Origin of the sequence: Bradyrhizobium sp. 192, assembly GCF_023100965.1 — a bacterium.
Classification (GTDB): domain Bacteria; phylum Pseudomonadota; class Alphaproteobacteria; order Rhizobiales; family Xanthobacteraceae; genus Bradyrhizobium; species Bradyrhizobium symbiodeficiens.
Genome location: NZ_CP064690.1, coordinates 5,191,928 through 5,213,824, shown reverse-complemented (window position 1 = coordinate 5,213,824; position 21,897 = coordinate 5,191,928). Strand labels below are relative to the sequence as shown.

The 21,897-nt window shown below is 64.3% G+C and carries 27 protein-coding genes; 15 read left to right on the top strand and 12 right to left on the bottom strand.

Translation table 11 applies throughout. The features are described from left to right. Positions 1-268 precede the first annotated feature (268 nt). Positions 269-721 (top strand): DoxX family membrane protein, encoded by a 453-nt coding sequence (locus IVB24_RS24090; RefSeq protein WP_094974468.1) that lies wholly within the window; start codon positions 269-271, stop codon positions 719-721. A gap of 4 nt (positions 722-725) precedes the next feature. On the opposite strand, the gene IVB24_RS24085 is transcribed toward IVB24_RS24090, so the two are convergent. The 4 genes from IVB24_RS24085 to IVB24_RS24070 form a co-directional block, all read right to left on the bottom strand. Beyond that, positions 726-1,277 carry a dihydrofolate reductase gene (locus IVB24_RS24085; RefSeq protein ID WP_162308518.1) on the bottom strand — a complete coding sequence of 184 codons (552 nt, stop codon included), beginning with the start codon at positions 1,275-1,277 and terminating at the stop codon, positions 726-728. 6 nt (positions 1,278-1,283) lie between these two features. After that, positions 1,284-2,309: a polysaccharide deacetylase family protein gene (locus tag IVB24_RS24080; RefSeq protein ID WP_247769284.1), complete on the bottom strand. Its 1,026-nt coding sequence runs from the start codon at positions 2,307-2,309 to the stop codon at positions 1,284-1,286. A 167-nt stretch (positions 2,310-2,476) separates the two neighbouring features. Then, a complete protein-coding gene (locus IVB24_RS24075; RefSeq protein WP_247769283.1) occupies positions 2,477-3,046 on the bottom strand; it encodes a glutathione peroxidase in 570 nt (189 codons plus the stop codon). Positions 3,047-3,194: 148 nt separating this feature from the next. After that, positions 3,195-4,784 carry a L,D-transpeptidase gene (locus tag IVB24_RS24070; protein ID WP_247769282.1) on the bottom strand — a complete coding sequence of 530 codons (1,590 nt, stop codon included), beginning with the start codon at positions 4,782-4,784 and terminating at the stop codon, positions 3,195-3,197. A gap of 207 nt (positions 4,785-4,991) precedes the next feature. Here IVB24_RS24070 and IVB24_RS24065 point away from each other — a divergent pair, with 207 nt between their 5' ends. Continuing rightward, positions 4,992-5,540, top strand: coding sequence for a CreA family protein (locus tag IVB24_RS24065; RefSeq protein WP_247769281.1), 549 nt, complete (start codon positions 4,992-4,994; stop codon positions 5,538-5,540). A gap of 12 nt (positions 5,541-5,552) precedes the next feature. Here IVB24_RS24065 and IVB24_RS24060 read toward each other — a convergent pair whose 3' ends face one another. Beyond that, positions 5,553-5,747 (bottom strand): hypothetical protein, encoded by a 195-nt coding sequence (locus tag IVB24_RS24060; protein ID WP_247769280.1) that lies wholly within the window; start codon positions 5,745-5,747, stop codon positions 5,553-5,555. A 414-nt stretch (positions 5,748-6,161) separates the two neighbouring features. Between IVB24_RS24060 and IVB24_RS24055 the strand changes: the two genes are divergently transcribed. After that, positions 6,162-6,326 carry a hypothetical protein gene (locus IVB24_RS24055; RefSeq protein WP_162848647.1) on the top strand — a complete coding sequence of 55 codons (165 nt, stop codon included), beginning with the start codon at positions 6,162-6,164 and terminating at the stop codon, positions 6,324-6,326. 34 nt (positions 6,327-6,360) lie between these two features. After that, on the top strand, positions 6,361-6,726 hold the full coding sequence (locus tag IVB24_RS24050; RefSeq protein WP_247774160.1) for a hypothetical protein: 366 nt from the start codon (positions 6,361-6,363) through the stop codon (positions 6,724-6,726). Here the strand turns inward: IVB24_RS24050 and IVB24_RS24045 are convergent, their stop codons facing one another. Together IVB24_RS24045 and IVB24_RS24040 are read right to left on the bottom strand one after the other, a co-directional pair. Then, the gene (locus tag IVB24_RS24045; RefSeq protein WP_166469546.1) at positions 6,727-6,972 is read right to left on the bottom strand and encodes a DUF6719 family protein; all 246 of its coding nucleotides are present in this window, start codon (positions 6,970-6,972) and stop codon (positions 6,727-6,729) included. It lies immediately after the preceding gene. A 67-nt stretch (positions 6,973-7,039) separates the two neighbouring features. Beyond that, positions 7,040-8,530 carry a PLP-dependent aminotransferase family protein gene (locus IVB24_RS24040; RefSeq protein ID WP_247769279.1) on the bottom strand — a complete coding sequence of 497 codons (1,491 nt, stop codon included), beginning with the start codon at positions 8,528-8,530 and terminating at the stop codon, positions 7,040-7,042. 76 nt (positions 8,531-8,606) lie between these two features. Between IVB24_RS24040 and IVB24_RS24035 the strand changes: the two genes are divergently transcribed. From IVB24_RS24035 to IVB24_RS24005, 7 genes are all read left to right on the top strand, one after another. Next, on the top strand, positions 8,607-9,332 hold the full coding sequence (locus IVB24_RS24035) for a pyridoxamine 5'-phosphate oxidase family protein (RefSeq protein ID WP_247769278.1): 726 nt from the start codon (positions 8,607-8,609) through the stop codon (positions 9,330-9,332). Between the two features lie 52 nt (positions 9,333-9,384). Next, on the top strand, positions 9,385-10,662 hold the full coding sequence (locus tag IVB24_RS24030; RefSeq protein ID WP_247769277.1) for an ArgE/DapE family deacylase: 1,278 nt from the start codon (positions 9,385-9,387) through the stop codon (positions 10,660-10,662). Between the two features lie 277 nt (positions 10,663-10,939). After that, entirely contained in the window at positions 10,940-11,749 is an 810-nt protein-coding gene (locus IVB24_RS24025) for an alpha/beta hydrolase (protein WP_247769276.1), read from the top strand. 41 nt (positions 11,750-11,790) lie between these two features. After that, the gene (kynA, locus tag IVB24_RS24020; protein WP_247769275.1) at positions 11,791-12,630 is read left to right on the top strand and encodes a tryptophan 2,3-dioxygenase; all 840 of its coding nucleotides are present in this window, start codon (positions 11,791-11,793) and stop codon (positions 12,628-12,630) included. A 19-nt stretch (positions 12,631-12,649) separates the two neighbouring features. After that, complete coding sequence (kynU, locus tag IVB24_RS24015; RefSeq protein ID WP_247769274.1) at positions 12,650-13,852, top strand: kynureninase; 1,203 nt, start codon at positions 12,650-12,652, stop codon at positions 13,850-13,852. Between the two features lie 260 nt (positions 13,853-14,112). Beyond that, positions 14,113-14,511, top strand: a complete 399-nt coding sequence (locus IVB24_RS24010) for a PaaI family thioesterase (RefSeq protein ID WP_247769273.1) — start codon at positions 14,113-14,115, stop codon at positions 14,509-14,511. A gap of 152 nt (positions 14,512-14,663) precedes the next feature. Further along, positions 14,664-15,269, top strand: coding sequence for a GNAT family N-acetyltransferase (locus IVB24_RS24005; protein WP_094974454.1), 606 nt, complete (start codon positions 14,664-14,666; stop codon positions 15,267-15,269). A gap of 74 nt (positions 15,270-15,343) precedes the next feature. Here IVB24_RS24005 and IVB24_RS24000 read toward each other — a convergent pair whose 3' ends face one another. From IVB24_RS24000 to IVB24_RS23985, 4 genes are all read right to left on the bottom strand, one after another. Next, a complete protein-coding gene (locus IVB24_RS24000) occupies positions 15,344-15,649 on the bottom strand; it encodes a hypothetical protein (RefSeq protein ID WP_028136768.1) in 306 nt (101 codons plus the stop codon). Positions 15,650-15,743: 94 nt separating this feature from the next. Next, entirely contained in the window at positions 15,744-16,430 is a 687-nt protein-coding gene (locus IVB24_RS23995; protein WP_247769272.1) for a DUF2161 family putative PD-(D/E)XK-type phosphodiesterase, read from the bottom strand. 97 nt (positions 16,431-16,527) lie between these two features. Continuing rightward, positions 16,528-17,208: an SDR family oxidoreductase gene (locus tag IVB24_RS23990; RefSeq protein WP_247774159.1), complete on the bottom strand. Its 681-nt coding sequence runs from the start codon at positions 17,206-17,208 to the stop codon at positions 16,528-16,530. Positions 17,209-17,231: 23 nt separating this feature from the next. Next, complete coding sequence (locus IVB24_RS23985) at positions 17,232-17,975, bottom strand: tyrosine-protein phosphatase (protein ID WP_247769271.1); 744 nt, start codon at positions 17,973-17,975, stop codon at positions 17,232-17,234. A 71-nt stretch (positions 17,976-18,046) separates the two neighbouring features. Here IVB24_RS23985 and IVB24_RS23980 point away from each other — a divergent pair, with 71 nt between their 5' ends. Next, positions 18,047-18,352: an MliC family protein gene (locus IVB24_RS23980; protein WP_247769270.1), complete on the top strand. Its 306-nt coding sequence runs from the start codon at positions 18,047-18,049 to the stop codon at positions 18,350-18,352. 132 nt (positions 18,353-18,484) lie between these two features. Here IVB24_RS23980 and IVB24_RS23975 read toward each other — a convergent pair whose 3' ends face one another. After that, positions 18,485-18,688 (bottom strand): DUF2735 domain-containing protein, encoded by a 204-nt coding sequence (locus IVB24_RS23975; RefSeq protein ID WP_094974450.1) that lies wholly within the window; start codon positions 18,686-18,688, stop codon positions 18,485-18,487. 537 nt (positions 18,689-19,225) lie between these two features. On the opposite strand from IVB24_RS23975, the gene IVB24_RS23970 reads away from it, so the two are divergent. The 3 genes from IVB24_RS23970 to IVB24_RS23960 all read left to right on the top strand — a co-directional run bounded on the left by IVB24_RS23970 (position 19,226) and on the right by IVB24_RS23960 (position 21,863). Beyond that, entirely contained in the window at positions 19,226-20,260 is a 1,035-nt protein-coding gene (locus tag IVB24_RS23970) for a glutamine synthetase beta-grasp domain-containing protein (protein ID WP_094896739.1), read from the top strand. A gap of 199 nt (positions 20,261-20,459) precedes the next feature. Then, a complete protein-coding gene (locus IVB24_RS23965) occupies positions 20,460-21,161 on the top strand; it encodes a GrlR family regulatory protein (protein ID WP_247769269.1) in 702 nt (233 codons plus the stop codon). 18 nt (positions 21,162-21,179) lie between these two features. After that, entirely contained in the window at positions 21,180-21,863 is a 684-nt protein-coding gene (locus IVB24_RS23960; RefSeq protein WP_247769268.1) for a substrate-binding domain-containing protein, read from the top strand. The last annotated feature ends 34 nt before the right edge of the window (positions 21,864-21,897 follow it).

Below are 21,897 nucleotides of genomic sequence, written 5' to 3'. Positions count from 1 at the left end.
GCCGCTTCGGCGAGGCGAAGGCGCGGGCATCCACGATCTCAGTGCCGCGGGACAAGCCGTGGATGGCGGTCAAGCCCGGCCATGACGCCGAGAGAGTGGTGGTTGAATTCGTCCAGGCGGTTCGATTCCGCTAGGGAGAACCACTACGCGCCCGTCTCGCAAATCTTGTAATACTTTCAGTTCTCCATTTCCCCGTTTGTAAACCAGCGCACGACTCTTCATAATCCCACGTGCGTTCCGTGCTTAGCACTTTGCCAAGAGGCCGATCATGCCAGCGTTCGTGACTTTCGGGCGAATCCTGTTCGCCGTGCTGTTCGTCTACACGGGCGCGACCAAGCTCTTTGCCATCCAGGCGACTGCCGACTTCATCGCCACCAAGGTGGTGGTGCCCGACATCGTCGCGCCTTACGCCAAGCAAATCGAGACGGCCACTGCCATGACCACGCCGCAACTGCTGGCGATCGCGGTCGGCGGTCTCGAGATCATAGCGGGGTTGATGATCGCGCTGAATTTCGGCGCGCGGTTCTTCGCAATGCTGATGATCATCTACGTCGCGATTGCGACCGTGCTGTTCGACGATTTCTGGAACCAGGCGCCGCCCGACAATGCCAGGATGGTGGTCGACGCGCTGAAAAACCTGTCGATCATGGGCGCCTTGTTCATGATCATGGGATACGGCCGCACCACGCGTCCGGCCGAGGCGGCCTACGGGGACGTCTGAGGGCCTACGTTCGTCGCCACGGGGTCACGGTCACGCCATGCGCCGCGTCGAGCAAATACGGCGCATCAGGCTGCAGCCCGTGCGACGTCAGCACCTGCTGCGGCGTCCGCGCCGGCACCCCGACGAAACAGCCTTCGCCGCCGGGCAGGCGCACATGCGGGGCTTGCGACAGCCAGAACGTATCGTAGCGGCCCATGAACATTTCGAACACGACGGGGCCGCCGATGACGGCGACCATTCCGGAGGCGACACCGGCAAAGGCGCAGGCCTCCTCGAAGCTCGCTTGTTCAGGATTCCACAGCATCGCGTTCGGCATCTCCGGATCGACGGTGAGCGCCTTGATCCTGCGGGTCAGGATCAGCCGCCTGCGCTGCGGCGAGTTCGGCTGCTGCTCATGCGAGTTGCGGCCGTGCACGATCAGCGCGGCGCGATCGAGCGCCTGCTCGAAGAACAGCTTGTCGCCGTCGAACTTCAGGCTGTCGGGCATGACATGGCCGGCGTCGGCGAGCATGCCGTCGGCGGAGACGATGACGTAGCCTTCGATACGGAAAGACAATGCCGTCTATTCGGAAACGGTCGTCACCACGGAATTGACCGGGCGCTGGCTCACCGTCGGCAGCTTGGCGTCCTTGAGCAGCTCCTGGTCGTATTCGGGCAGCGACGAGGCCGGGAATTTGGCGCGCATCGCCACCACCTTGTAGCCGCCGGCCTTCAGGCGCTTGAGCAACTCGGGCAGGGCCTCCGCGGTGTGCTTCTGGAAGTCGTGCATCAGGATGATGCCCTTGCCCTTGGTGTCGAGCTTCTTCATCACGGTCTCGACCACCTTCTCAGGCTTGGAGGCCTTGAAGTCGAAGGAGTCGATGTCACAGGAGAAGATCGCGGTGTTGCGGTTGCCGAGATAGGTGACCATCTCCGGCGGATGCTGGAGCGCGGGGAAGCGGAAGAACGGCGAGGGCGAGATGCCGCCGAGTGCCCATTTCACCGCGGAAAGGCCCTTCTCGATCTCTTCCTTGCGCTGCGCTTCGGTGAGCTTCTTGTTGTTGAGGTTGGCGTGCGACCAGGTGTGAGTGCCCACGGTGTGGCCGGCGTTGTAGACCTGCTTCAGGATCTCCGGCTCGTAGGTCGCGTGCTTGCCGATCGAGAAGAAGATGCCGGTGGTGCATTCGTCGGCGAGCGCCTTCAGTACGGCGGGCGTGTTACGCGGCCAGGGGCCGTCGTCGAAGGTCAGCACCACCTCCTTGTCGCGCAGGAAGTCGAGCTCCTTGAAATGCTCGAAGCCGAAGCCGGGACCGCCCGTAGTATCGATCTCGACGGTGCGGGCGACACCGAGCGCGCCGGGCGTGTTGCAGGCCGCGCGCGCCGGCTGCGGCGCCTGCTTGGGCGGGGGCGGATTGACGAAGCCCGCTGGTGCTGCGGCGACCGCGGGAGTTGCGGGTGTAGCGGCCGCAGGCGCGGCTGCGGCCGCCGTCGCCGCGGGTGCGGCTTGCGTCGCGGCTGCGGGCTTTGCCGCCGGCGTCTGCGACCACGCTGCGCCGGTCATCGCGACCGATATCGCGCTTGCCAAAATCAGTCCTGCCGCCACACGCATGGTGTTGTCCTCGAGATTGATCCCGTTGTTCCGCCGCGTCTTTTTTCGACGCGGGCAAAACCCATCCTGCCCCAAACGATCCTAGCCTAGATGGTGGGCCATCGCCTTTGCAACGGCTGTTTGGCACCTTGCCACAATTGTGCCCAGCCGGATTGGCGCGCCTTGCATCAACTGGCGGCCAGCGTCCTGGCAATGGCCGTCTTGATCCGTGTGTCGGCGGGTTCGACCGCGGACGGAAAGACCTCGGCGATATAGCCGTCGCGGCCGATCAGATATTTGTGGAAGTTCCAGCGCGGAACTTCCCTTGGCCGCGCCTCAGCGGCCCATTTGTAGAACGGATGAGCCTTTGCGCCGACCACGATGGCCTTGGCCATGATCGGAAAGGTAACACCATATTGGTGGTGCGCGGTCTCCGTGATCTCGCTGCTGCCGCCGGGCTCCTGGCCGCCGAAATCGTTGGAAGGCACGCCGATCACCGTGAGCCCGCGCGCGCGAAACTCGTTCCAGAGCTCCTGCAGGCCGGCATATTGCGGCGTGTAGCCACAGAGCGAGGCCGTGTTGACCACCAGCAGCGGCTTACCGGTGGAAGCGGCGAGGCGGATGTCGTCGCCGGACAAAGCGGGGAAGGAGAAGGCGTAGGCCGAAATCCGGCTCATGCCGCTATCGGCAAGCGCGCGCGTTGCCGGCGCCAGCGTGCCGGCCAGCGCGGTTATGAGCATGGTTCTGCGATTCATCATGACGGCGTCCCCCGAAATGATCCGGGCCGCATGTTACTCCGCCGCTGCGACCTGCCTCGTCAACACCGCGTTATCGGGCGCAGTGCAACGGTAAGCTGTTGACGCGTTTTCTCGACGCGAACCGGTATCCACATCGCTCGAAAGCGCTTTAGTACAGGCGGACGATGAAGTCGGTGCCTTCGCCGGTCTCGCCCTGGTTGATGCCCTGGTCCGAGATGATGATGGAGCCGCCCGATGTCAGCATTTCGTTGATCTTCGCCATGGTGTCGGCGGGGATCGAGATGCGGTCGAGGGCCGCGGCCGGGCTGTCCGGCGTGACCACGGGTTTGGCGGCGACGGGGATCACGGCCACGCCACGCTGGCGGCGCGTGAGGCGACCGTCGTCATCGCGGGCCGCGGAGCGGGCGGAGACGGGCAGCGACACCACCGACCAATGCAGCGCATTGGAATCGGATTTGTCGAGTTCGGCGGTGAAGATATGCGTGCCGAGCGGCCGCTCGCTCGTGGCGATGGTGATCGGCACCTCGAACAGCGGCGCAAAATTCTGCCGCACGTAGAGCTTGGAATCCTTGCGGCTGATGAAGACGGCGATCTGTCCGGCCCGTTTTGGCGCTTCCGGCTTTGCGGCCGGCGCCGGTTCGGCAACACGGCTCTCGTCCTTCTTCGCGTCGGGCGAGGCGGCGATCGCAAGTGCCGGTGCATCGGGTGTCTTCGCGGAGTCCGCAGCGTCCGTCTTGGCCGGCTCGCTCTTGACGGCCTCGACTTTGTCGGCAGGCTTGTCCGCGTTCACCGGCTTGGCAACGTCATTCGCCGGAGGCTTGGCTGCATCCGATGCTTCGGCCGTCCTGGCGTTGTCGGCCGGCGCGGTGGCTTCTTCGTGGGCTGCCGCATTGCCCGTCGTCACATCCGACATCACGGTGTGACCGAGGGAGGTGCGCAGCTCCAATAGGCTGTCGGCGCTGGCGGTCTTGGTTTGGACGGGCTTGGTTTCGACCGGTTTGGCTTCGGCGGCTTTGGTTTGCGCGGCGCCCTTGTCGGCCTTGTCGCCGACATTGGTCTGCGGCTCGAGGCTGGCGGTGGGTTGTGGCGGCACGCGCAAGGAGGCGAGCAGGGGATGGGAGAAGCTGTGCGGTGACATCTCGCCGGGCGCGACGATGACGCGGGCGCCCATCCTGGTCCAATTCCACATCTTCACCGCGAACGCCATTGGCATGCGGATGCAGCCATGCGAGGCCGGATAGCCCGGCAGCACGCCGGCATGCATGGCGACACCGGACCAGGTGATCCGCTGCATGTACGGCATCGGCGCGCCACTATAGATGTTGGAGTGGTGGAATTTGTGCTTCTGGATGACGCTGAACACACCCATCGGCGTCGAATGGCCCTTCATGCCCGTCGACACCGGCGATTCCGCGAACACGCCGTTGGTGTCGTAGACCGTGACCTTCTGCCGGTCGATCGAGACGACGATGACCAGCGGCCCCTGTGGCTTGCTGCCGGCCTTCTCGGCGACAACCTCTTTCTTGGCGCCAGCGCCGTGCTTCTGCGGCTTCTGGCGCGGTATTTCGGGATGCCGGTTCTGCCGGGTGTAATAGGATCCGTCGGGATAATCCGTCCAATAGTAAAATGCTGCGTCTGCCTGACTGGTCGCGCCGATCGCAGCCGCCGCCGTCACAATAGCGACCTGCCACAGCAGCGCCGGCTTGGCAGAAAAACTCGACCCGTTCACGCTGTTCATCCTCGAATCCATAATCCAAATCAGACGTTAGTCTCGCAAAGGGGATACGCGTTCACCAGCATGGCGGTTCTGCCGTCAGCTACTTTTGTCCAAGTCGTAGCAAAAAAGCCTCACGGAGCGGTAAACGGCGGCCGCGCCGTCGGTCCGTCGTCTTCCTGAGCGGCCGTCTCATACCTACATTGTGGCGACTTGTTACCGGAGAACTTCATGTCATCTCGTTTCCCCGGTCTTTCCGGCATCCGCTTGAAAGGCTTTGCTTTCCTCCTTCTGGCCCTGATCGTGCCGGCAGTGTCCGCGTCGGCCGCCGACGAGCCCGATCTGATCTTCCGCCGCTCCACCGTGTTCAAATGGATGAGCCCGAACGACAAACTCGCGACTTATGGTCTCGACGATCCTGAAGTCGAGGGCGTCGCCTGTCATTTCACCGTGCCGGAGAAGGGCGGCTTCAAGGGCTGGCTGGGCCTTGCCGAGGAGGTTTCGGACATCTCGCTGGCCTGCCGTCAGATCGGCCCGATCAAGTTCAAGAACAAGATGGAGCAGGGCGATGACATGTTCCGCCGGCGCCGCTCGCTGTTCTTCAAGAAGATGCAGATCGTGCGCGGCTGCGACACCAAGCGCAACGTGCTGGTCTACATGGTCTATTCGGACAGGATTATCGAGGGCTCGCCGAAGAACTCGACCTCGACCGTGCCGATCATGCCGTGGGGGCCGGCAGACGTAAACGTCCAGAAGTGCGGCGAGTTCTTCACGCAGTGACGCGTTGGCGCTTCACTCAGCGCGGCGGGACTGCGGTTTGACGAGGTGCGAGCCGGTCAGCCGCACGAACGCTTGCGGCGCGGCTTCAAACCCCCGGCCGGATTGCTGCGACATCGCGCCGGCTGACGCGACGCGATTCGATCGGTGATTTTCGCGGTCGGTCGGTTGCTCCGCCTCGCGCGTCATTGCGCGATCTTGCGCCACCATAATGGCCATCCCTCAAGTGAACGCGCCCGGTGATCCGGGCGTCCTGGCTTCGATGGCTTGGGTCGCAGCCGATGCGCCCTCGGTTCGACCACAGCCTTCGTTTGCCGCTCCATTCAGCAGAAAAACGTAAAATGCGTGTGAAGCAGGTGAGGCGGGAGCATGACGGTGCTGCCTCCCGAGTGTTCGCGCACAGCAGCCGGAACATGGCAGGCTATTTTGATCTGCGGTGAGACCCATCTGAAATGATTGGCCTTTTCCGCGAATTGTGTCGTCGTCTCGGGCCGGACGAAACAATTCTCACGGAGATGAAACCGTTTTGCGCTTTTGGCGCATCACGGGCGAAACCGCCCATGGTTATCAGCTTCACAACGACGAACGGCGCACCGCCGGCCACCGGAACTCGGAGACAAGACCATGCGCGCGCTCAGCTTCATCCTTGCCTTTGGTTTCGTTGTTGCCGGTTCTTCGTTCGCAGGCTCGCCGGACGGCAGTATACCCGGTGTCGGCACCTTCCAGTACAGCGGCTCGCCGATCACGACCGCCGCGACGCAGTCGATCGTGGTTGCCGCGCGCTTCTGATCAACACCAAGAAAATCAGCCGATAAAGGCCGTCATGATCGTTCGATTTTGCGCCGCTGTGTTCGTGTCTGTTCTGACGATCAATGCCGCCCAGGCACAGGTGCGCGCGCCCTCAAGGTTACCGGATCCCCGCACTGAATTCGTGCGCCAATGTGCGCCGCGGATGCTGGGGCGGTGGGAACATCCCGAGGAAGTTTGCGGCTGCCTGCACGATCATGCCGCAGCCGCCGTCGAGGACCGCGATCTGCGCGAAGCGCTGTTGCGCGGCATCAGCGAGACCGGCGTGCCCACCATCGAGACCGACTGGGTGCCGTCATCGAAGCAGGGCGAGATCGGTCCGACCTTCACCAAGATCGCCAAGCCGACCCTTCAGTGCATGTTCGACCCGGCGAAGCAGTAACTATCTCGTCTTCGGACCGTAGCGCGGCACGCAGGCGGCGGTGCGCGCGACGCCCTTCTCTGTCATCTTCGTTCCGCGCACTTCCTTGACCTGTCCGGCGGGACAGGTTCCGTCGTCCACCTGCACGCGCTGACCCAGCTTGAGGTCGACGATGTCCTGTTCGCGTCCGACCGTGACGGCGTGCGCCGTCGTCACGAGGGCGGCGGAGATCAGGACCGAGAGGCAAGCAACACGGCGGAAAAGCATGGCGAAAGATCCCGGCATTGATACCGCAGTGTAAAGACGGGCTTGCGATTCTGATAGTGAACCTTCGTCAGGTCTGCCGGGCCGATCTGTTCCCGATGCGCAGGGCTGCGCGCGATTCCCGCGCGAGCCGTTCGGCGGAGGCGACGAGCTGTGGAACCGAATGGCCGGAAAATCCCAGCACGAAGCCGGGCAGAGGTCGCGCGCGTGAATAGGTGTCGGCCAATAGCCAGCCTTCCGCGCCGGCCGCCTGCTTGGCCCGCGCGGCCACGGAAAGGTCGACCGAGCGATCGAACCGGGCGACGAGATGCAGGCCTTGTGACGGCACCGGTACCGACAGCGCGCCGTCGGACTCAGCCTCCAGCGTTTCCGCCAATGCGTCACGCGCTTCGCGATAGAGCTTTCGCACGCGCTTGAGGTTCGCGGCGAACGCGCCCGAGTTGAGCATGTCGGCTACCGCGCCTTCCATCAGCGTCCCGGGGAAGCGGTCAAGCGCCGCGCGCGCAGCCGTCACGTCCGCGATCAGGCGTTCGGGCAGGGCGCAATAGCCGATGCGCAGGCCGGGAAACAGCGTCTTGGCAAAGGTGCCGAGATAGATCACGCGCTGGAGGCGGTCGATGCCGGCGAGCGACATCAGCGGCGCGCCGTCATAGCGAAACTCGCTGTCGTAATCGTCCTCCAGCACGAAAGCGCCGGCCTGCCTCGCCCAGTCCAGAAGCTCGAGCCGCCGCGGCATCGACATCTGCACGCCCAGCGGAAACTGATGCGACGGCGTGACATAGGCCGCGCGCGCGGACGGCCCGGCGATGCGGCCCTTGGCGACCCGCATCCCATACTCATCGACGGGAACGCCCACGGCGCGATAGCCGCAATTCGCGATGGTTTTCCGCGCGGCCGGGTAACCGGGGTCTTCGCACCAGACCTGGTCGCCCGCCTTGAGGATCGCGCTCAGCACGATGCGCAACGCGTGCAACGTGCCTGAGGTCAGCATGATCTGATCGGGATCGCAGCGCAGCCCGCGCGCCGACAACAGATGATCGGCGATCGCCGCGCGCAGCTCGCGGCTGCCGCGGGGATCGCCATAGTGCAGATGCTCAGACCCGAAGTTGCGCATCCGCCGGCCGACGAAGGCACGGAAGCGTTGCACGGCGCGTTCGTCGATGTGGGTGCAGCCGAGCGCGAACGCGCCTTGCCCCGGCGTTTCCACAATGACTTTCGGCTTGTTCGGTTCGGCCGTGCGCGCAGGGATGCGCGCGGCGACGAAGGTTCCGGAGCCGACGGTCGCCTCGGCGAAGCCGTCGGCGATCAGGCGCTCATAGGCGATGACGACGGCGTTGCGCCCGAAGCCGGTCTGCGTGGCCAGCGTGCGCGACGGCGGCAGCGGCTCGCCAGGCTTGACCAGGCCGGAGACGATCATCTCGCACAGCGCCTGATAGAGCCGGTGCGCGGCGGAGGCGGCGGGCGTGACGTGCGGGCCGGTAAGGTCGAGCGGCAGCCCGGTCTTGGTCGGCAAGGAAGACTTGGTAGCCGAGGGCAGAGAATTGGTTGGAATATTTCGCATGGAATTGGAACTATCGCAGACCAAAGGCGCCGCTACAACTGCTTCCAGATTTCTTCCAATCCGAGCAGGAGCGGCCGTGAGCCAGACCGAGACTTCGAATTCCTATCCGACATCGGCGCGCAACCAGGTGAAGCGCCGGCACGACCGCGGCTTCTACGATCACGAGACCGTCCATCGGATCCTGGACTCCTCGATGCTCTGTCACGTCTCCTACGTGATCGACGGCCAGCCCTATTGCACGCCGACCTTCTTCTGGCGCGAAGGCACGAAGCTCTATTGGCACGGTTCGAGCGCGAGCCGCATGCTGCGCAACCAGACCACAGGCGAGCGCGTGTGCCTGACGGTCGCCCATCTCGACAGCCTCGTGCTGGCGCGCTGCGGCTTCAATCACTCGGCCGACTATCGCGCGGTGATGGCGTTCGGCACCGCCTATCTCGTCACCGACGCCGAGGAGAAGGAGCGGGCGGTGATCGCGATGGTCGACCGCTTCTTCCCGGATCGCACCGCCAGCCTGCGGGCGAGCACCACGCAGGAGATCAAGGCGACGTCCTTCATTGCGATGGAGATCGAGGAAGCCTCTGCCAAGATACGCGCCAAGGGTGTTGCCGACGACGACGAGGACTATGCGTTGCCGATCTATGCCGAGCGCATCCCGGTTCGCACCGTGCTCGGCGCGCCCGAGCCGTGCCCGCGCCTGCCCGACGGCGTCGGCCGGCCCGCGACGCTCAATGGCTATTCGGAAGGCCGCTTGCTCGAAGATGCATTGCGGGATGCATATTTTGTGGAGTACCCGAACGGCTGAAATCGGCTAGCTTGCGCCTCCTTGGGACCAATGAACTGCCTGGAGTTGCCTGATGAATGCCGAAACGCAGCAGAGGATTCTCGACGCCGTCGATGCCGGCTTCGAAGCCCAGCTTGCCACCACGCGCGATTTCGTCGCGATCCCCTCGACCCGCGGGGCGGAGGGGCCATGCCAGGACATGATCGGCGACCTCCTGCGCGAACGCGGCTACGAGGTCGACGACTGGCACATCGATGTCGAGGACCTCAAGGATCTGCGCGGCTTCGGTCCGATCGAGCATGACTTCTCCAAGGCGCGTTCGGTGGTGGGTACCTACCGCCCGCAAACGAACGCCGGCAAATCGCTGATCCTGCAAGGGCACTGTGACGTGGTGCCCGCAGGCCCCCTGGAATTGTGGGACACGCCGCCATTCTCGCCCGTCGTCAAGGACGGCAAGATGTTCGGCCGCGGCGCCTGCGACATGAAGTCGGGGACCATCGGCGCGCTCTATGCGCTGGATGCGATCAAGGCCGCGGGTTTCAAGCCGACGGCGCGGATCCACTTCCAGTCCGTCATCGAGGAGGAGAGCACCGGCGTCGGCGCGCTTTCGACGCTGCAGCGCGGCTATCGCGCGGACGCCTGCTTCATTCCGGAGCCGACCGGCGGCAAGATGGTGCGCTCGCAAGTCGGCGTGATCTGGTTTCGCCTGCGTGTGAAGGGGCACCCGACCCATGTCGCCTTTGCCGGCTCCGGCGCGAACGCGATCATGGCTGCCTATCATCTGATTCAGGCGCTGCAGAAGCTCGAGATCGAGTGGAACGAGCGCGCCAAAGCTGACCAGCACTTCAAGACGCTCGACCATCCCATCAACTTCAACCCCGGCATCATCAAGGGCGGCGACTGGGCCTCCAGCGTGCCGGCCTGGTGCGACGTCGATTGCCGGATTGCAGTGCTGCCAGGTTGGTCGATCGCCGATCACCAGAAGGAGATCATGGCCTGCGTCGCTGCCGCGGCGCGCAACCACCGCTTCCTCGCCAACAATCCGCCGGAGATCGAATGGTCGGGCTTCCTGTCGGAAGGCTATGAATTGACCGATGCCGCCGCGCCGGAGGCCGCGTTCGCCAAGGCGTTCGGCAAGGTCTATGGCGGCATGCCGGAGGATCTCGTCTTCACCGCGCTCACCGACACCCGCTTCTACGGCCTCAACCACGGCATCCCGAGCCTGTGCTTCGGCGCCAGCGGCGGCGAGATGCACGGTTTCAACGAGTTCGTCGAGTTGGAGTCGCTGAAGAAGACGACCAGGGCGATGGCGCTGTTCATTGCGGAATGGTGCGGGGTGGAGAAGGCGTAGCGAGCAAGATCTCGTAGGGTGGGCAAAGGCGCCCTTGCGCCGTGCCCACGACTTTCATCCAACATAACCAGGTGCGTGGGCACGCTCCGCTTTGCCCACCCTACGGCCCCATTTTTGAAGCGACGACCTGATCTACTCAGGGCAGGGAATATCTTGCCGCTTCGCTGGACGAAACACGGGCTGATCCCGATCCTTTAAGCTTAAAATAAAGACTAGGAGGCGGGCTTTGCCGGTGGCAGACTGGTCAGGTTGCTGGACGAGTCCCCCGGGAGTGACAATGCGCGATTGGGATGATGCCTACGCCAATTCGGCCCATATCCCGGGCTCGGACAAGATGCCGGCACAGTGGGCGGAGCGGGCCGCGGCCTATCGTGCCGGGCTGAAGAATTTTCGACCCGACATTGCCTACGGCGCAGGTGAGCGCCAGAAGCTCGACCTGATCCTGCCCGACGGCGACAGCAACGGGCTCGTCGTCTTCGTCCATGGCGGCTATTGGATGCGCTTCGACAAGTCGACTTGGACTGATCTGGCCGAAGGCGCGCGCCGCCATGGCTGGAGCGTGGCGCTGCCGAGCTATACGCTGACGCCGGCCGCCCGCATCTCCGACATTACGGCCGAGATCGCCGCGGCGATCGCCAAGGCGGCCTCACTCGTCTCCGGGCCGATCCGGCTCGCCGGGCATTCGGCTGGCGGCCACCTCGTCACGCGCATGCTATGTGACGACAGCCGGCTGGAGCCGGCCGTCTACAACCGCGTCGCTGGCACCCTCTCGATCAGCGGCCTGCATGATTTGCGTCCGCTGCTGAAGACTAAGATGAACGAGACGCTCGGCCTGAGCATGGAGGAGGCGACGCTCGAAAGCGCGGCGTTGCATCTGCCGCGCGGGCATTCGCCCGTCACCGCCTGGGTCGGCGGCAGCGAGCGGCCGGAATTCATCCGCCAGTCCGACCTGATGGCCAATGTCTGGACCGGCCTCGACGTGCCGACGCGCCTCGTCGTCGATCCCGGCCTGAACCATTTTACCGTGATCGACGGGCTGAAGGATCCGTCGTCGCCGATCACCGCGCGCCTGATCGGCCTCGACTGAGCAAAGCCGGGCCGGGGAAGATTGATCGAAAGGGCCTGCCCATGACGTCCAGCGATTACGATCCCAGCAGCGAAGGCGCCGAGACCGATTTCGCAAGGCGGATGTCCTACGGCGACTACCTTGCGCTGGATGCGATTTTGGGCGCGCAGCACCCCCTGTCGGAAGCGCATGACGAGATGCTGTTCATCATCCAGCATCAGACCACGGAGCTGTGGATGCGGCTCGCCATCCACGAGCTCAGCGCCGCACGCCGCGCCATCTCCAAAGATGAGGTGCAGCCTGCGATGAAGATGCTGGCGCGGATGTCGCGGATCTTCGAGCAGCTCAACAACGCCTGGGACGTTCTTCGCACGATGACGCCGAGCGAGTACACGCGTTTCCGTTCGCAGCTAGGACAGTCCTCCGGTTTTCAGTCGCGCCAGTACCGGCTGATCGAATTCCTGCTCGGCAACCGCAACCACGCCATGCTCAAGCCGCATGCGCACGATGCGGAGACGACGAAGCTGCTCGAGGCAGAACTGGCGACGCCGAGCCTCTACGACGAGGTGCTCAGGCTCGCCGACCGCAACGGGCTGAAGATGCCGGCCGCGGTGCTGGCGCGCGATGTTCGCGAGACCCACAGCTTCAACGAGGGTGTGCTGCAGGCCTGGCGGATCGTCTACGAGGCGCCGGAGACGCATTGGATGCTCTACGAGCTCGCCGAAAAACTGGTCGACTTCGAGGACTATTTTCGTCGCTGGCGCTTCAACCACGTGACGACGGTCGAGCGCGTCATCGGCTTCAAGCGCGGCACCGGCGGCACCGGTGGCGTCAGCTATCTCAAGCGCATGCTGGAGGTCGAGCTGTTCCCCGAACTCTGGCGCGTCCGCACCATTCTGTAGAAATGCCCAAGAAATATCCATGACCAGATATCGCGTCTATGACGACACCAAAGCGCTGTTCCATCTGCCTGATGGCGTGATCTATCTCGACGGCAACTCGCTCGGCGCGTTGCCGCTCGGCGTTGCCGAGCGCGTCAACCGCGTCATCACGACTGAATGGGGTAACGAGCTGATCCGCGCCTGGAACAGTGCAGGATGGTATGCCCAGCCACGCCATGTCGGCGATCGCATCGCGCGGCTGATCGGCGCCGAAGCCGGCTCGGTGATGGTTGGAGACACGCTGTCGCTCAAGGTCTATCAGGCGCTCGCCGCCGCGCTCGACATGAACGCGTCCCGCAAGATCGTCCTGTCGGACACCGGCAACTTCCCGACCGACCTCTACATGGCCGAAGGCCTGATCGCGACGCTCGGGTGCGGCCATCAATTGCGCCTGGTGGCGCCGGAGGAGATCGAGGCCGCCCTGTCGGAGGAGGTCGCGGTGCTTTACGTCACCGAGATCGACTACCGAACAGGCCGCCGTCACGACATGGCGAAGCTCACGGCAAAGGCTCATGCGCTCGGCATCGTCACGGTCTGGGATCTCGCGCACTCCGCCGGCGCGCTGCCGGTCGATCTTGCCGGGTGCGGCGCGGATTTCGCGGCGGGCTGCACCTACAAATATCTCAACGCCGGCCCGGGTGCGCCCGCTTTCCTCTACGTCGCGCCGCGCCACGCCGACAGCGCACGCGCCGCGCTGTCGGGGTGGATGGGGCATGCAAAACCATTTGCGTTCGAGCTGGGCTATGCGGCTGCGGGCGGCGTCGAACGCATGCGCGTCGGCACACCGCCGGTGCTGGCGATGGCGGCGCTGGAGGCCTCGCTCGACATATGGGACCGCGTCGATATGGCAGAGGTCCGTGCGCGTTCGTTGGCGCTCGGTGATTTGCTGATCGCCGAGGTGGCGCGGCGCTGCTCGACTTTGAAGCTCGTCACCCCGCGCGCACGTGAGCGCCGCGGCTCGCAGGTCTCCTTCGCCTTCGACGGCGGCTACGCCGCCATGCAGGCGCTGATCGCCCGCGGACTCATCGGCGACTTCCGCGCGCCCGACATCATGCGGTTCGGGATCACGCCGCTGTACATTGGCGAGAGCGAGATTATCCGTGCGGCCGAGATCATCGAGGAGGTGATCGCGGGCGAGGTCTGGCGACGGCCGGAATATCAGGTGGTGAACGCGGTGACGTGAACGAAGCCGCGCCCCGGACGCAGCGCGGCGCGCCGCACTTGGGGCGTGATGCGCTGCAGAGCCGGGGCTCATGCCGCATCGTGCTCCGTCGCGAGATGGGTCCCGGCTCTGCGCAGCAACGCTGGGGCGTTGCCGCGCGTCCGGGATACGAGAGTATTTGCCCTGCGCCCCCATGTCAGCCCGCCCATTACCTCTGACGTCATTGCTTTGCCGCACGAAGCAATTCACGCTGGGACAACAATCAATTGGGAGGACTTTCGATGACGCCGCTCGAAAAGCTTAAAGCGATGAAGATGCCGTTCGCCGAGCTCAAGGGCGTCGAGTTCATCGAGGCCGGGAAGGACCGCGTGGTGGCGCGCATGATGGTCCGGCCTGATCTCTGTACGCTCCACCACACCATCCATGGCGGGGCGGTGATGGCGCTGGCCGATTCCGTCGGGGCGGCGGCGACCGTGATCAACCTGCCCGAGGACGCCAAGGGCACGACCACGCTGGAGAGCAAGACCAATTTCATCGGTGGGGCCAAGGAGGGAACCACGGTCGTTGCCACCGCGACCCCGGTCCATCGTGGTCGGCGGACCCAGGTCTGGACCACCCGGTTGGAAACTGAGGATGGCAAGCTGGTTGCCGTGGTCACCCAGACTCAGCTGGTCCTGTAAGACTACGGGTCTTTGATTCTATTAACGAATTAGTCGTTTGCAATGCCTTTAACTTGGGCAGGTCCTCGTCTTGCAAAAGATGTTGCGATGCACAATATAGGAGGTCTAGGGATTCGAACGCCTCCTCGAGGGACACCAAGAGGAGTTTTGACGTGGTACTTGAAGAAACCGTCCGCACCGCTCCTGGCTATGTGCGGACCCTGATCCAGCACGAAGAATTGCCGCTCTTGCGCGATCATTTGCTGAGGCTCGATGCCGAAAGCCGGCACGACCGTTTCAACGGCTTTCTCGACGACAGCTTCATCGAGCGTTACGCCGCCCGCTGCGCCGAGGACGGCACCGTGATCGTCGCCTATATCGTCGACGGCGTGGTCCGCGGTGCGGCCGAGCTGCACCCGCCGGAAGGCGCCTCGCTCCCCGAAGTCGCCTTCAGTGTCGAGGCCTCCGCGCGCCGCCAGAACGTCGGCACCGTGCTGTTCAGTCGCTTGATCGCCGAAGCGCGCTGGAAGGGCTACAAGACTCTGCGCATCACCACAGGCGCGGAGAATCACGCCATGCGCGCGCTCGCCAGGAAATTCGGCGCGCATCTCGCTTTCCGCCATGGCGAGTCCACCGGTACGATTGATCTTGCGAAGACGCCTGAAGACGAGCTTGCGGAGCTTGCCGCAGCGCCGTTCAAGGCGGGACGCGCTCTTATCAGCTTCAACTCGACCTGCTGGAAGCTGATCTCCAGCATGTACGGCAATCGCGCGGCCTGACATCAGCGGGCCTGAATCAAAAAAGCGGACCGGCTAACCGGTCCGCTTTTTCCTTGAAACAAAGAATGAAGCGCTCAGGTGCCGGTGCGCTTGTCGTTGCCGAAACGGCGGACGACGCGGCGTTCGACCACGACGGAGCGCTGTGCGCCCTGTTCGCCGGCGATCACGCGCGTCGCGGTGATGCGGCTGTTGGTACGCGCCTGCTTCTTCACCTCGGCCTGCACGACATCGAGCGGCATCCCCATCAAGGCTGCGGCGATCTCGGCCTGCTGTCCCTGATCGTCGGTGATGCCGATAGCGGCGAAGATCGCCTCGTCCAGGGTCGGCGGATCATGGCGGACGCGCCGCGTGCCATATTTGGTATTCCAGTCTGCGCTCATAACGGCCTCGTTTGATGCCGGGATACCTAGTGCCGGGAATGTTGCATTGCAATATGAATTTGGTGTGGCATCTCAGCTATGCACCGGTCGGGTGTCAGGGCGGTGACGTGACACCGGCCTCGATCTCAATCCGTTGTTGCGGCCAGCGCTTCAGGGCGGCATGCCCGGCTTCGGTGAGCCCGTAGATTCCCCGGTCGGCCCGTTCGAACCAGCCATACACATTGTTAAGCAAGATCTTGCCGGCGTCAGGGCAGCGCCCGCGCAACTCGCGCACGGGCCGCGGCCCGTCGGCGAGCGCCGAGGCGCAGGCCAGAGCCTGCTGCCGATAGGCCGTCATGATCGGCGCGCGGGTGCTGCCGCCGAGCACGGGATCGCCCTGGCGGCGCTGGTGTTCGGCGACGAGGCGCGAGCGCACCTTCGGCTCGCGGCGTGGCGCTGCGGTCGGAGGCTTCACCAGCACCTCGACCTGACCGCGGTCGGTGACGCCGAGCATGCCAAAGCCGAGGCGGCGGCACAGGTTGCGATAGCGCGCGTCGCTCTCGCGCCCCTTGCCCCGGATCGACATCTTTGCCGCGATCCAGACCTCGTCGCCGGCCGGCGCGCGGTCGACCGCCTGGAGGATCAGTTCGAGATTGAAGGCGAGCTTGAGCTCGCCGATCACCACCACAGGTGGATCGCCGGCGCTGAGGCCGACGAGATCGCAGCCGCCGATCTCGCCCTTGACCGTGAAGCCGAGCTCTTCGAGGAAGCGTTTGACGGGCAGGTAGAGCGCGGTTTCCAAAGGGGATCCGATCAGCGAATCAGTTGCGGGCAGTTTAGAGCCTTCCCGGCCCCTATTGAATCCGAGCTGGCGCCCAGCACGGACAATCAGACTGCGATTACACCCGCCCGCTGACCGGAATCAGCGCGCCGGTAATGCCGCTGGCGGCCTCGCTGGCGAGGAACAGGATCACCTCGGCGAGTTCCTGTGGCGTCACCCATTTGGAGAAGTCCGCCTTCGGCATGTCGGCGCGGTTGGCTGTGGTGTCGATGATCGACGGCAACACGGCGTTGACGGTGACCTTGCCCTTCCACTCACTCGCGAGCGCTTCAGTGAGGCGATGCACACCTGCCTTCGACGCAGCGTAGGGGCCCATGCCGGAGCCGGCCTGAAGGGCGCCCATGGCGCCGATATTGACGATGCGGCCGGCCCTGGATGCGGCCAGATGCGGCAGCGCCGCGCGCGAGGTGTTGAGCGCGGTCAGGACGTTCAGCGCGTACATGCGCTGCCAGGTCTTGATGTCGCCGTCGCCGATGGTCTCGAAGGCGAAGCCGCCGGCGATGTTGACGAGTGCGTCGAGGCGGCCGAAATGCTTTGCCGCCATCTCGACCGCCGTCTTCGCCTGCGCCGCATCGGAGAGATCGACGCCGCCGATCTCGATGCTATCAGGCGTCGCGGAGCTCTGTGAAGGCGCGTGATCGATGCCGGCAATGCGCGCGCCGCGTGACTGCGCGACCTCCGCGACGACCTTGCCGAGCGCACCGAGCGCGCCTGTCACGATCAGGACCTTGTCTTGCATCATTGTTCTCCTGGCACGGCCGCCTATGATTCCAGATAGCGCTCTTTCAGCGCGGTCCGTTCGGTCGCGCCGAGCTTGAGTCCGTCGCGCAGATAGGTTTCGAGATCGCCATATTCGCTGCCGATGGCCTCGAAAGCCGCAGCAAGATACGAGGCCTCGACGCTGCCGATGGCATTGAGTACGTCCTCCGGCAGGTCGGTGGCAGCCGTCGCATCGCGCTTGTAATGCCGGTTGGTGAGCAGGTAGTCCTCGGCAATGATTTCATCGGCGACGCCGAGCGCATGCAGGATCAGCGCACTGGCAAAGCCGGTGCGGTCCTTGCCCGCCGTGCAATGGATCACCAGCGGCGCGCGATCTTCCAGGAGATGGCCGAACAGGTTGCGAAAGCTGTTCGTGTTGTGGCGAACGTAGTTGCGATAGGATTCGCGCATGAGCTCCAGCGCGACCGGTGCAGTCAGTGTTCCCCTCGCGAGTTCGCTCCGCAGCGCAGCCACGACGCTCGGCTCGATCGGCAGCGAATGCACCGTGATCTCGCTGACAACGCAGACGCCGGCCGCGCGCTCCTCAACCCCACGGAAATCGAAAGCGCTTCGCACGCCGAGCGCGCGAACGATCTCGACATCATCAGCGGTGAGCAGGCCGAGATGGTTGGAGCGGAAGATGTGCCGCCAGCGCGTGGTGCGGCCGTCGGTGGTCGGGTAACCGCCGAGATCGCGAAAATTGCTGGCGCCTTGCAGGGCGAGGTGACGAGCAGGGGAATCTGACATGGGATCGGCTATGGTTATAGTTCCATTGGACGCACTAGGGGGCATCCTTGAAAGCATTACAGGGGGCGATCATGGGCCGGCACAAGGCCATTCTTTTGGGGATCACCATGCTGGCGGCTGGATTGACCGGTGCGCCGCAGACTGAAGCGCAGACGTTCCGGACCTATCGCTGCGCCGATGGTACGCAGTTCATCGCTGGGTTTTATGACGACGACAAGCGCGCGTTCCTCCAGATCGACGGTGAGCCGGTCACGCTTGCAAAGCGGCTGTCGGTTTCGGGCGCACGCTATTCGGGGGCAGGGGTGACTCTGAAGATTCCCAAGGCCGGACCCACCACGGTGAAGCACCTGAGGCGGCCGGTCACGCTTGCGCGGTGATCGAAAAGCCCGGGATCTAGCTGCGAGGACGAGCTGGAATCAAAAAGGGCCGAAACCTCGTTGTTTCGACCCCTTTTCAAACTGCCGCCGGGCACCTGCGAGGGCGCGGCGGTCTCAAACCAGCAATAGGCATCAGCGATCCCATTTCGGCTTGGCTTCGTCGACCGCGTCCTGATGGTACCAGCTGTCGCTGCAGATCGAGACGTTCGCGGGAAGCGAAGCATGATCGGCAGCAAGGCGGGTCTCGCCATAGCGGCCTCGGGCGAGAGCAGCGCGGCCCCCGACCGGAAACTGGTAGATCGTTGCCGATCCCTGACTCAGACCATTGTTCATCATCGAGATTCTCCTTGGTCGAAGCGCCATAGCCTCCCATGGTGCGCCCGACTCGTTCGATTGTGGTTACCGGACTCCCCATATCGGCCGCGCCTCCCGAATTGGAAAGTGCTGAAAAGGAAATCAGTTGCCGCCCAATTTGTGGGCAGATGGAGCTCTGCATCCTCCAAGGCAGCCTGTCGATGACTAACGCCTGAGCCATTCCAAAGGTTGCTGGGCCGGGGCTGAAGACTTTGCGAAAATTGCTGGACGTTGATGCGCGTTTCATCGGCAACCTCCACGCCAGCTTGGCTGCTTCAGAATCGGGCGATTTCCGTGGGTTTTTGCGATGCAGCTTCACGCGAAGGTGCGCGGCTATGACGCATATTACCGGGGACATCTCCTCGCGACGGGGAGACCTCGGTTGCCGGTGGAGACCTTCAGCACTGCGGCCTTTTGGCACGTAAAATGCTTGTAAATAGCCGGCCGATGATGGCCGGGTACAAAACGTTCGGTGGCCTCCGGGCCCCCAACCTTTCGCATCATCTACAGAGAGGCTCAATGACCAAGTATAAGCTCGAGTACATCTGGCTCGACGGATATACGCCGACTCCGAACCTGCGCGGCAAAACTCAGATCAAGGAATTCGCGTCGTTCCCGACGCTCGAGCAGCTTCCGCTCTGGGGCTTCGATGGCTCCTCCACCCAGCAGGCCGAAGGCCACAGCTCCGATTGCGTGCTGAAGCCGGTCGCCGTCTTCCCGGACGCCGCGCGCACCAACGGCGTGCTCGTGATGTGCGAAGTCATGATGCCCGATGGCAAGACCCCGCACGCCTCCAACAAGCGCGCCACCATTCTCGACGACTCCGGCGCGTGGTTCGGCTTCGAGCAGGAATACTTCTTCTACAAGGACGGCCGTCCGCTCGGCTTCCCGACCGCTGGCTACCCGGCGCCGCAGGGCCCGTACTACACCGGCGTCGGCTTCTCGAACGTCGGCGACGTCGCCCGCAAGATCGTCGAAGAGCATCTCGACCTCTGCCTGGCCGCCGGCATCAACCATGAAGGCATCAACGCGGAAGTCGCGAAGGGCCAGTGGGAATTCCAGATCTTCGGCAAGGGCTCCAAGAAAGCCGCTGACGAAATGTGGATGGCCCGCTATTTGATGCTGCGCCTCACCGAGAAGTACGGCATCGACATCGAATTCCACTGCAAGCCGCTCGGCGACACCGACTGGAACGGCTCCGGCATGCACGCCAACTTCTCGACCGAGTACATGCGCACGGTCGGCGGCAAGGAGTACTTCGAGGCCCTGATGGCCGCCTTCGACAAGAACCTGATGGACCACATCGCCGTCTACGGCCCGGACAACGACAAGCGTCTGACCGGCAAGCACGAGACCGCGCCGTGGAACAAGTTCAGCTACGGCATTGCCGACCGCGGTGCTTCGATCCGCGTGCCGCACTCCTTCGTCAACAACGGCTACAAGGGCTATCTGGAAGACCGCCGTCCGAACTCGCAGGGCGACCCATACCAGATCGCTTCGCAGATCCTGAAGACGATCGCGTCCGTGCCGGCCGACAAGAAGGCCGCGGCCTAAGATCCTCCCGGCCCGGGCTGGGGGGCTGGCCCGGGTTGGCTTTCAATCCGCCGGAGCTGAAAGGCTCCGGCGGATTTTTTAGCATCCTGATGAGGGCCATTCCCGTGACGCAGCAGGGCTGCGTCGCGTGAAGCCTGTCCATCTCAGCCCAAAGCGCGATAGAGTGCCCGCAGGATGCGCGCAGGGCCGGGGACGGCTGGTGTTTGAAGGCTTCTACAAGGTGAAATTTCAGCTCGGCGACGCCGTCGGCCGGAGCGTGATGCATGCCGGCAACGGCAAGATGCTTGGCGGCAATTCGGCCTTCGCCCATATCGGCACCTACGAGAAGACCGCCAGCGGCGTCGACGTCGTGATCAACACCGTCCGCCACAACCCCGATCCGAACTACCGCGCCATGGCGGGCACCGATGATGCCACCTTGCTCGCCGAGGGCTGGGCGGATGGCGACCTCTATCGCTTCAAGGGCGAGCTGAAGGAGCTGCCGGGCATTCCCTTCCAGTCGGTGATGACGCCGATCACGGAAGACGAGGTGCCGATCGCCGGTGGCGTCGGCGAAGCCGGCATCGCCGACGGCCTCTACTCCATCCATCTGCGGATGCTCGATGGTCTCGACGGCGGCCTCACCGGCGTGATGCTGCTCAACCAGGGCCGCATCCTCGGCGGCGATGGGTCGTTCTATTATCTCGGCAGCTACACCGCCGCGAACGGGCGCTGGAAGGGCCAGCTTCTCAACCAGGAGCACACGCCGGCCAAGGATGACCCGATCTTCGGTGGCCACGAGGTCGGCATCGGCTTTGCCGGCACGTACGATTCAGAGCAGGCGGTGCTGGAGGCGACCGCGCTTGCCGGCAAGCGCAGCCTGCGCCTGACCGCTTCGCTCAAGCTGATGCATCGCGCCTGATCGTGACGGGAATAACTCATGGAAAACCTTCGCATGCTCTCGACGCTCGGCCTGATGGGGGCGATGCGCAGCCTGTCGTCCGGGTACGAAGCCGCAACCGGCGTCCGCATCGACGCCGACTTTGCGCCGACGCTCGCCTTGCTGAAGCGGTTGCGTGAGGGCGAGGCCGCCGATCTCGTGATCCTCACGCGCGAGGGGCTGGACGAGATGATCGCGGAAGGCCGCGTGCTCGCCGAAAGCGCGGCCGACCTGGCGCGCTCCTATGTCGGCATTGCGGTGCGGGCAGGGCAGGCGCATCCCGATATCGGAAGCGAAGCGGCGCTGCGCGGGACGCTGCTCGCAGCGCGGTCCGTTGCCTATTCGCGGCTGGGCGCCAGCGGCGTCTACTTCGCCCGGCTGATCGCGCGGATGGGGATCGCAGCCGAGATCAACGCCAGGGCCACCGTCGTCGAGCAGGGTTTTACGGCCGAGCGTCTCGTCTGCGGCGAGGCCGACCTCGCCGTGCAGCAGATCAGCGAGCTGAAGCAGGTCGGCGGCATCGAGGTGGTCGGTCCCATCCCGCACGCGCTGCAGACACCGGCGGTGTTCTCTGCCGGCCGCATGGCAGGCGCGAGGCATGCCGACGCCGCGGACCGCCTGCTGCGCTATCTGGCATCGCCCGAGGTCGTACCGGTCCTGCGTCAATCGGGACTCGAGCCTTGAATTTGCCGGAGCGAGGACGCAACGTGACGACCAT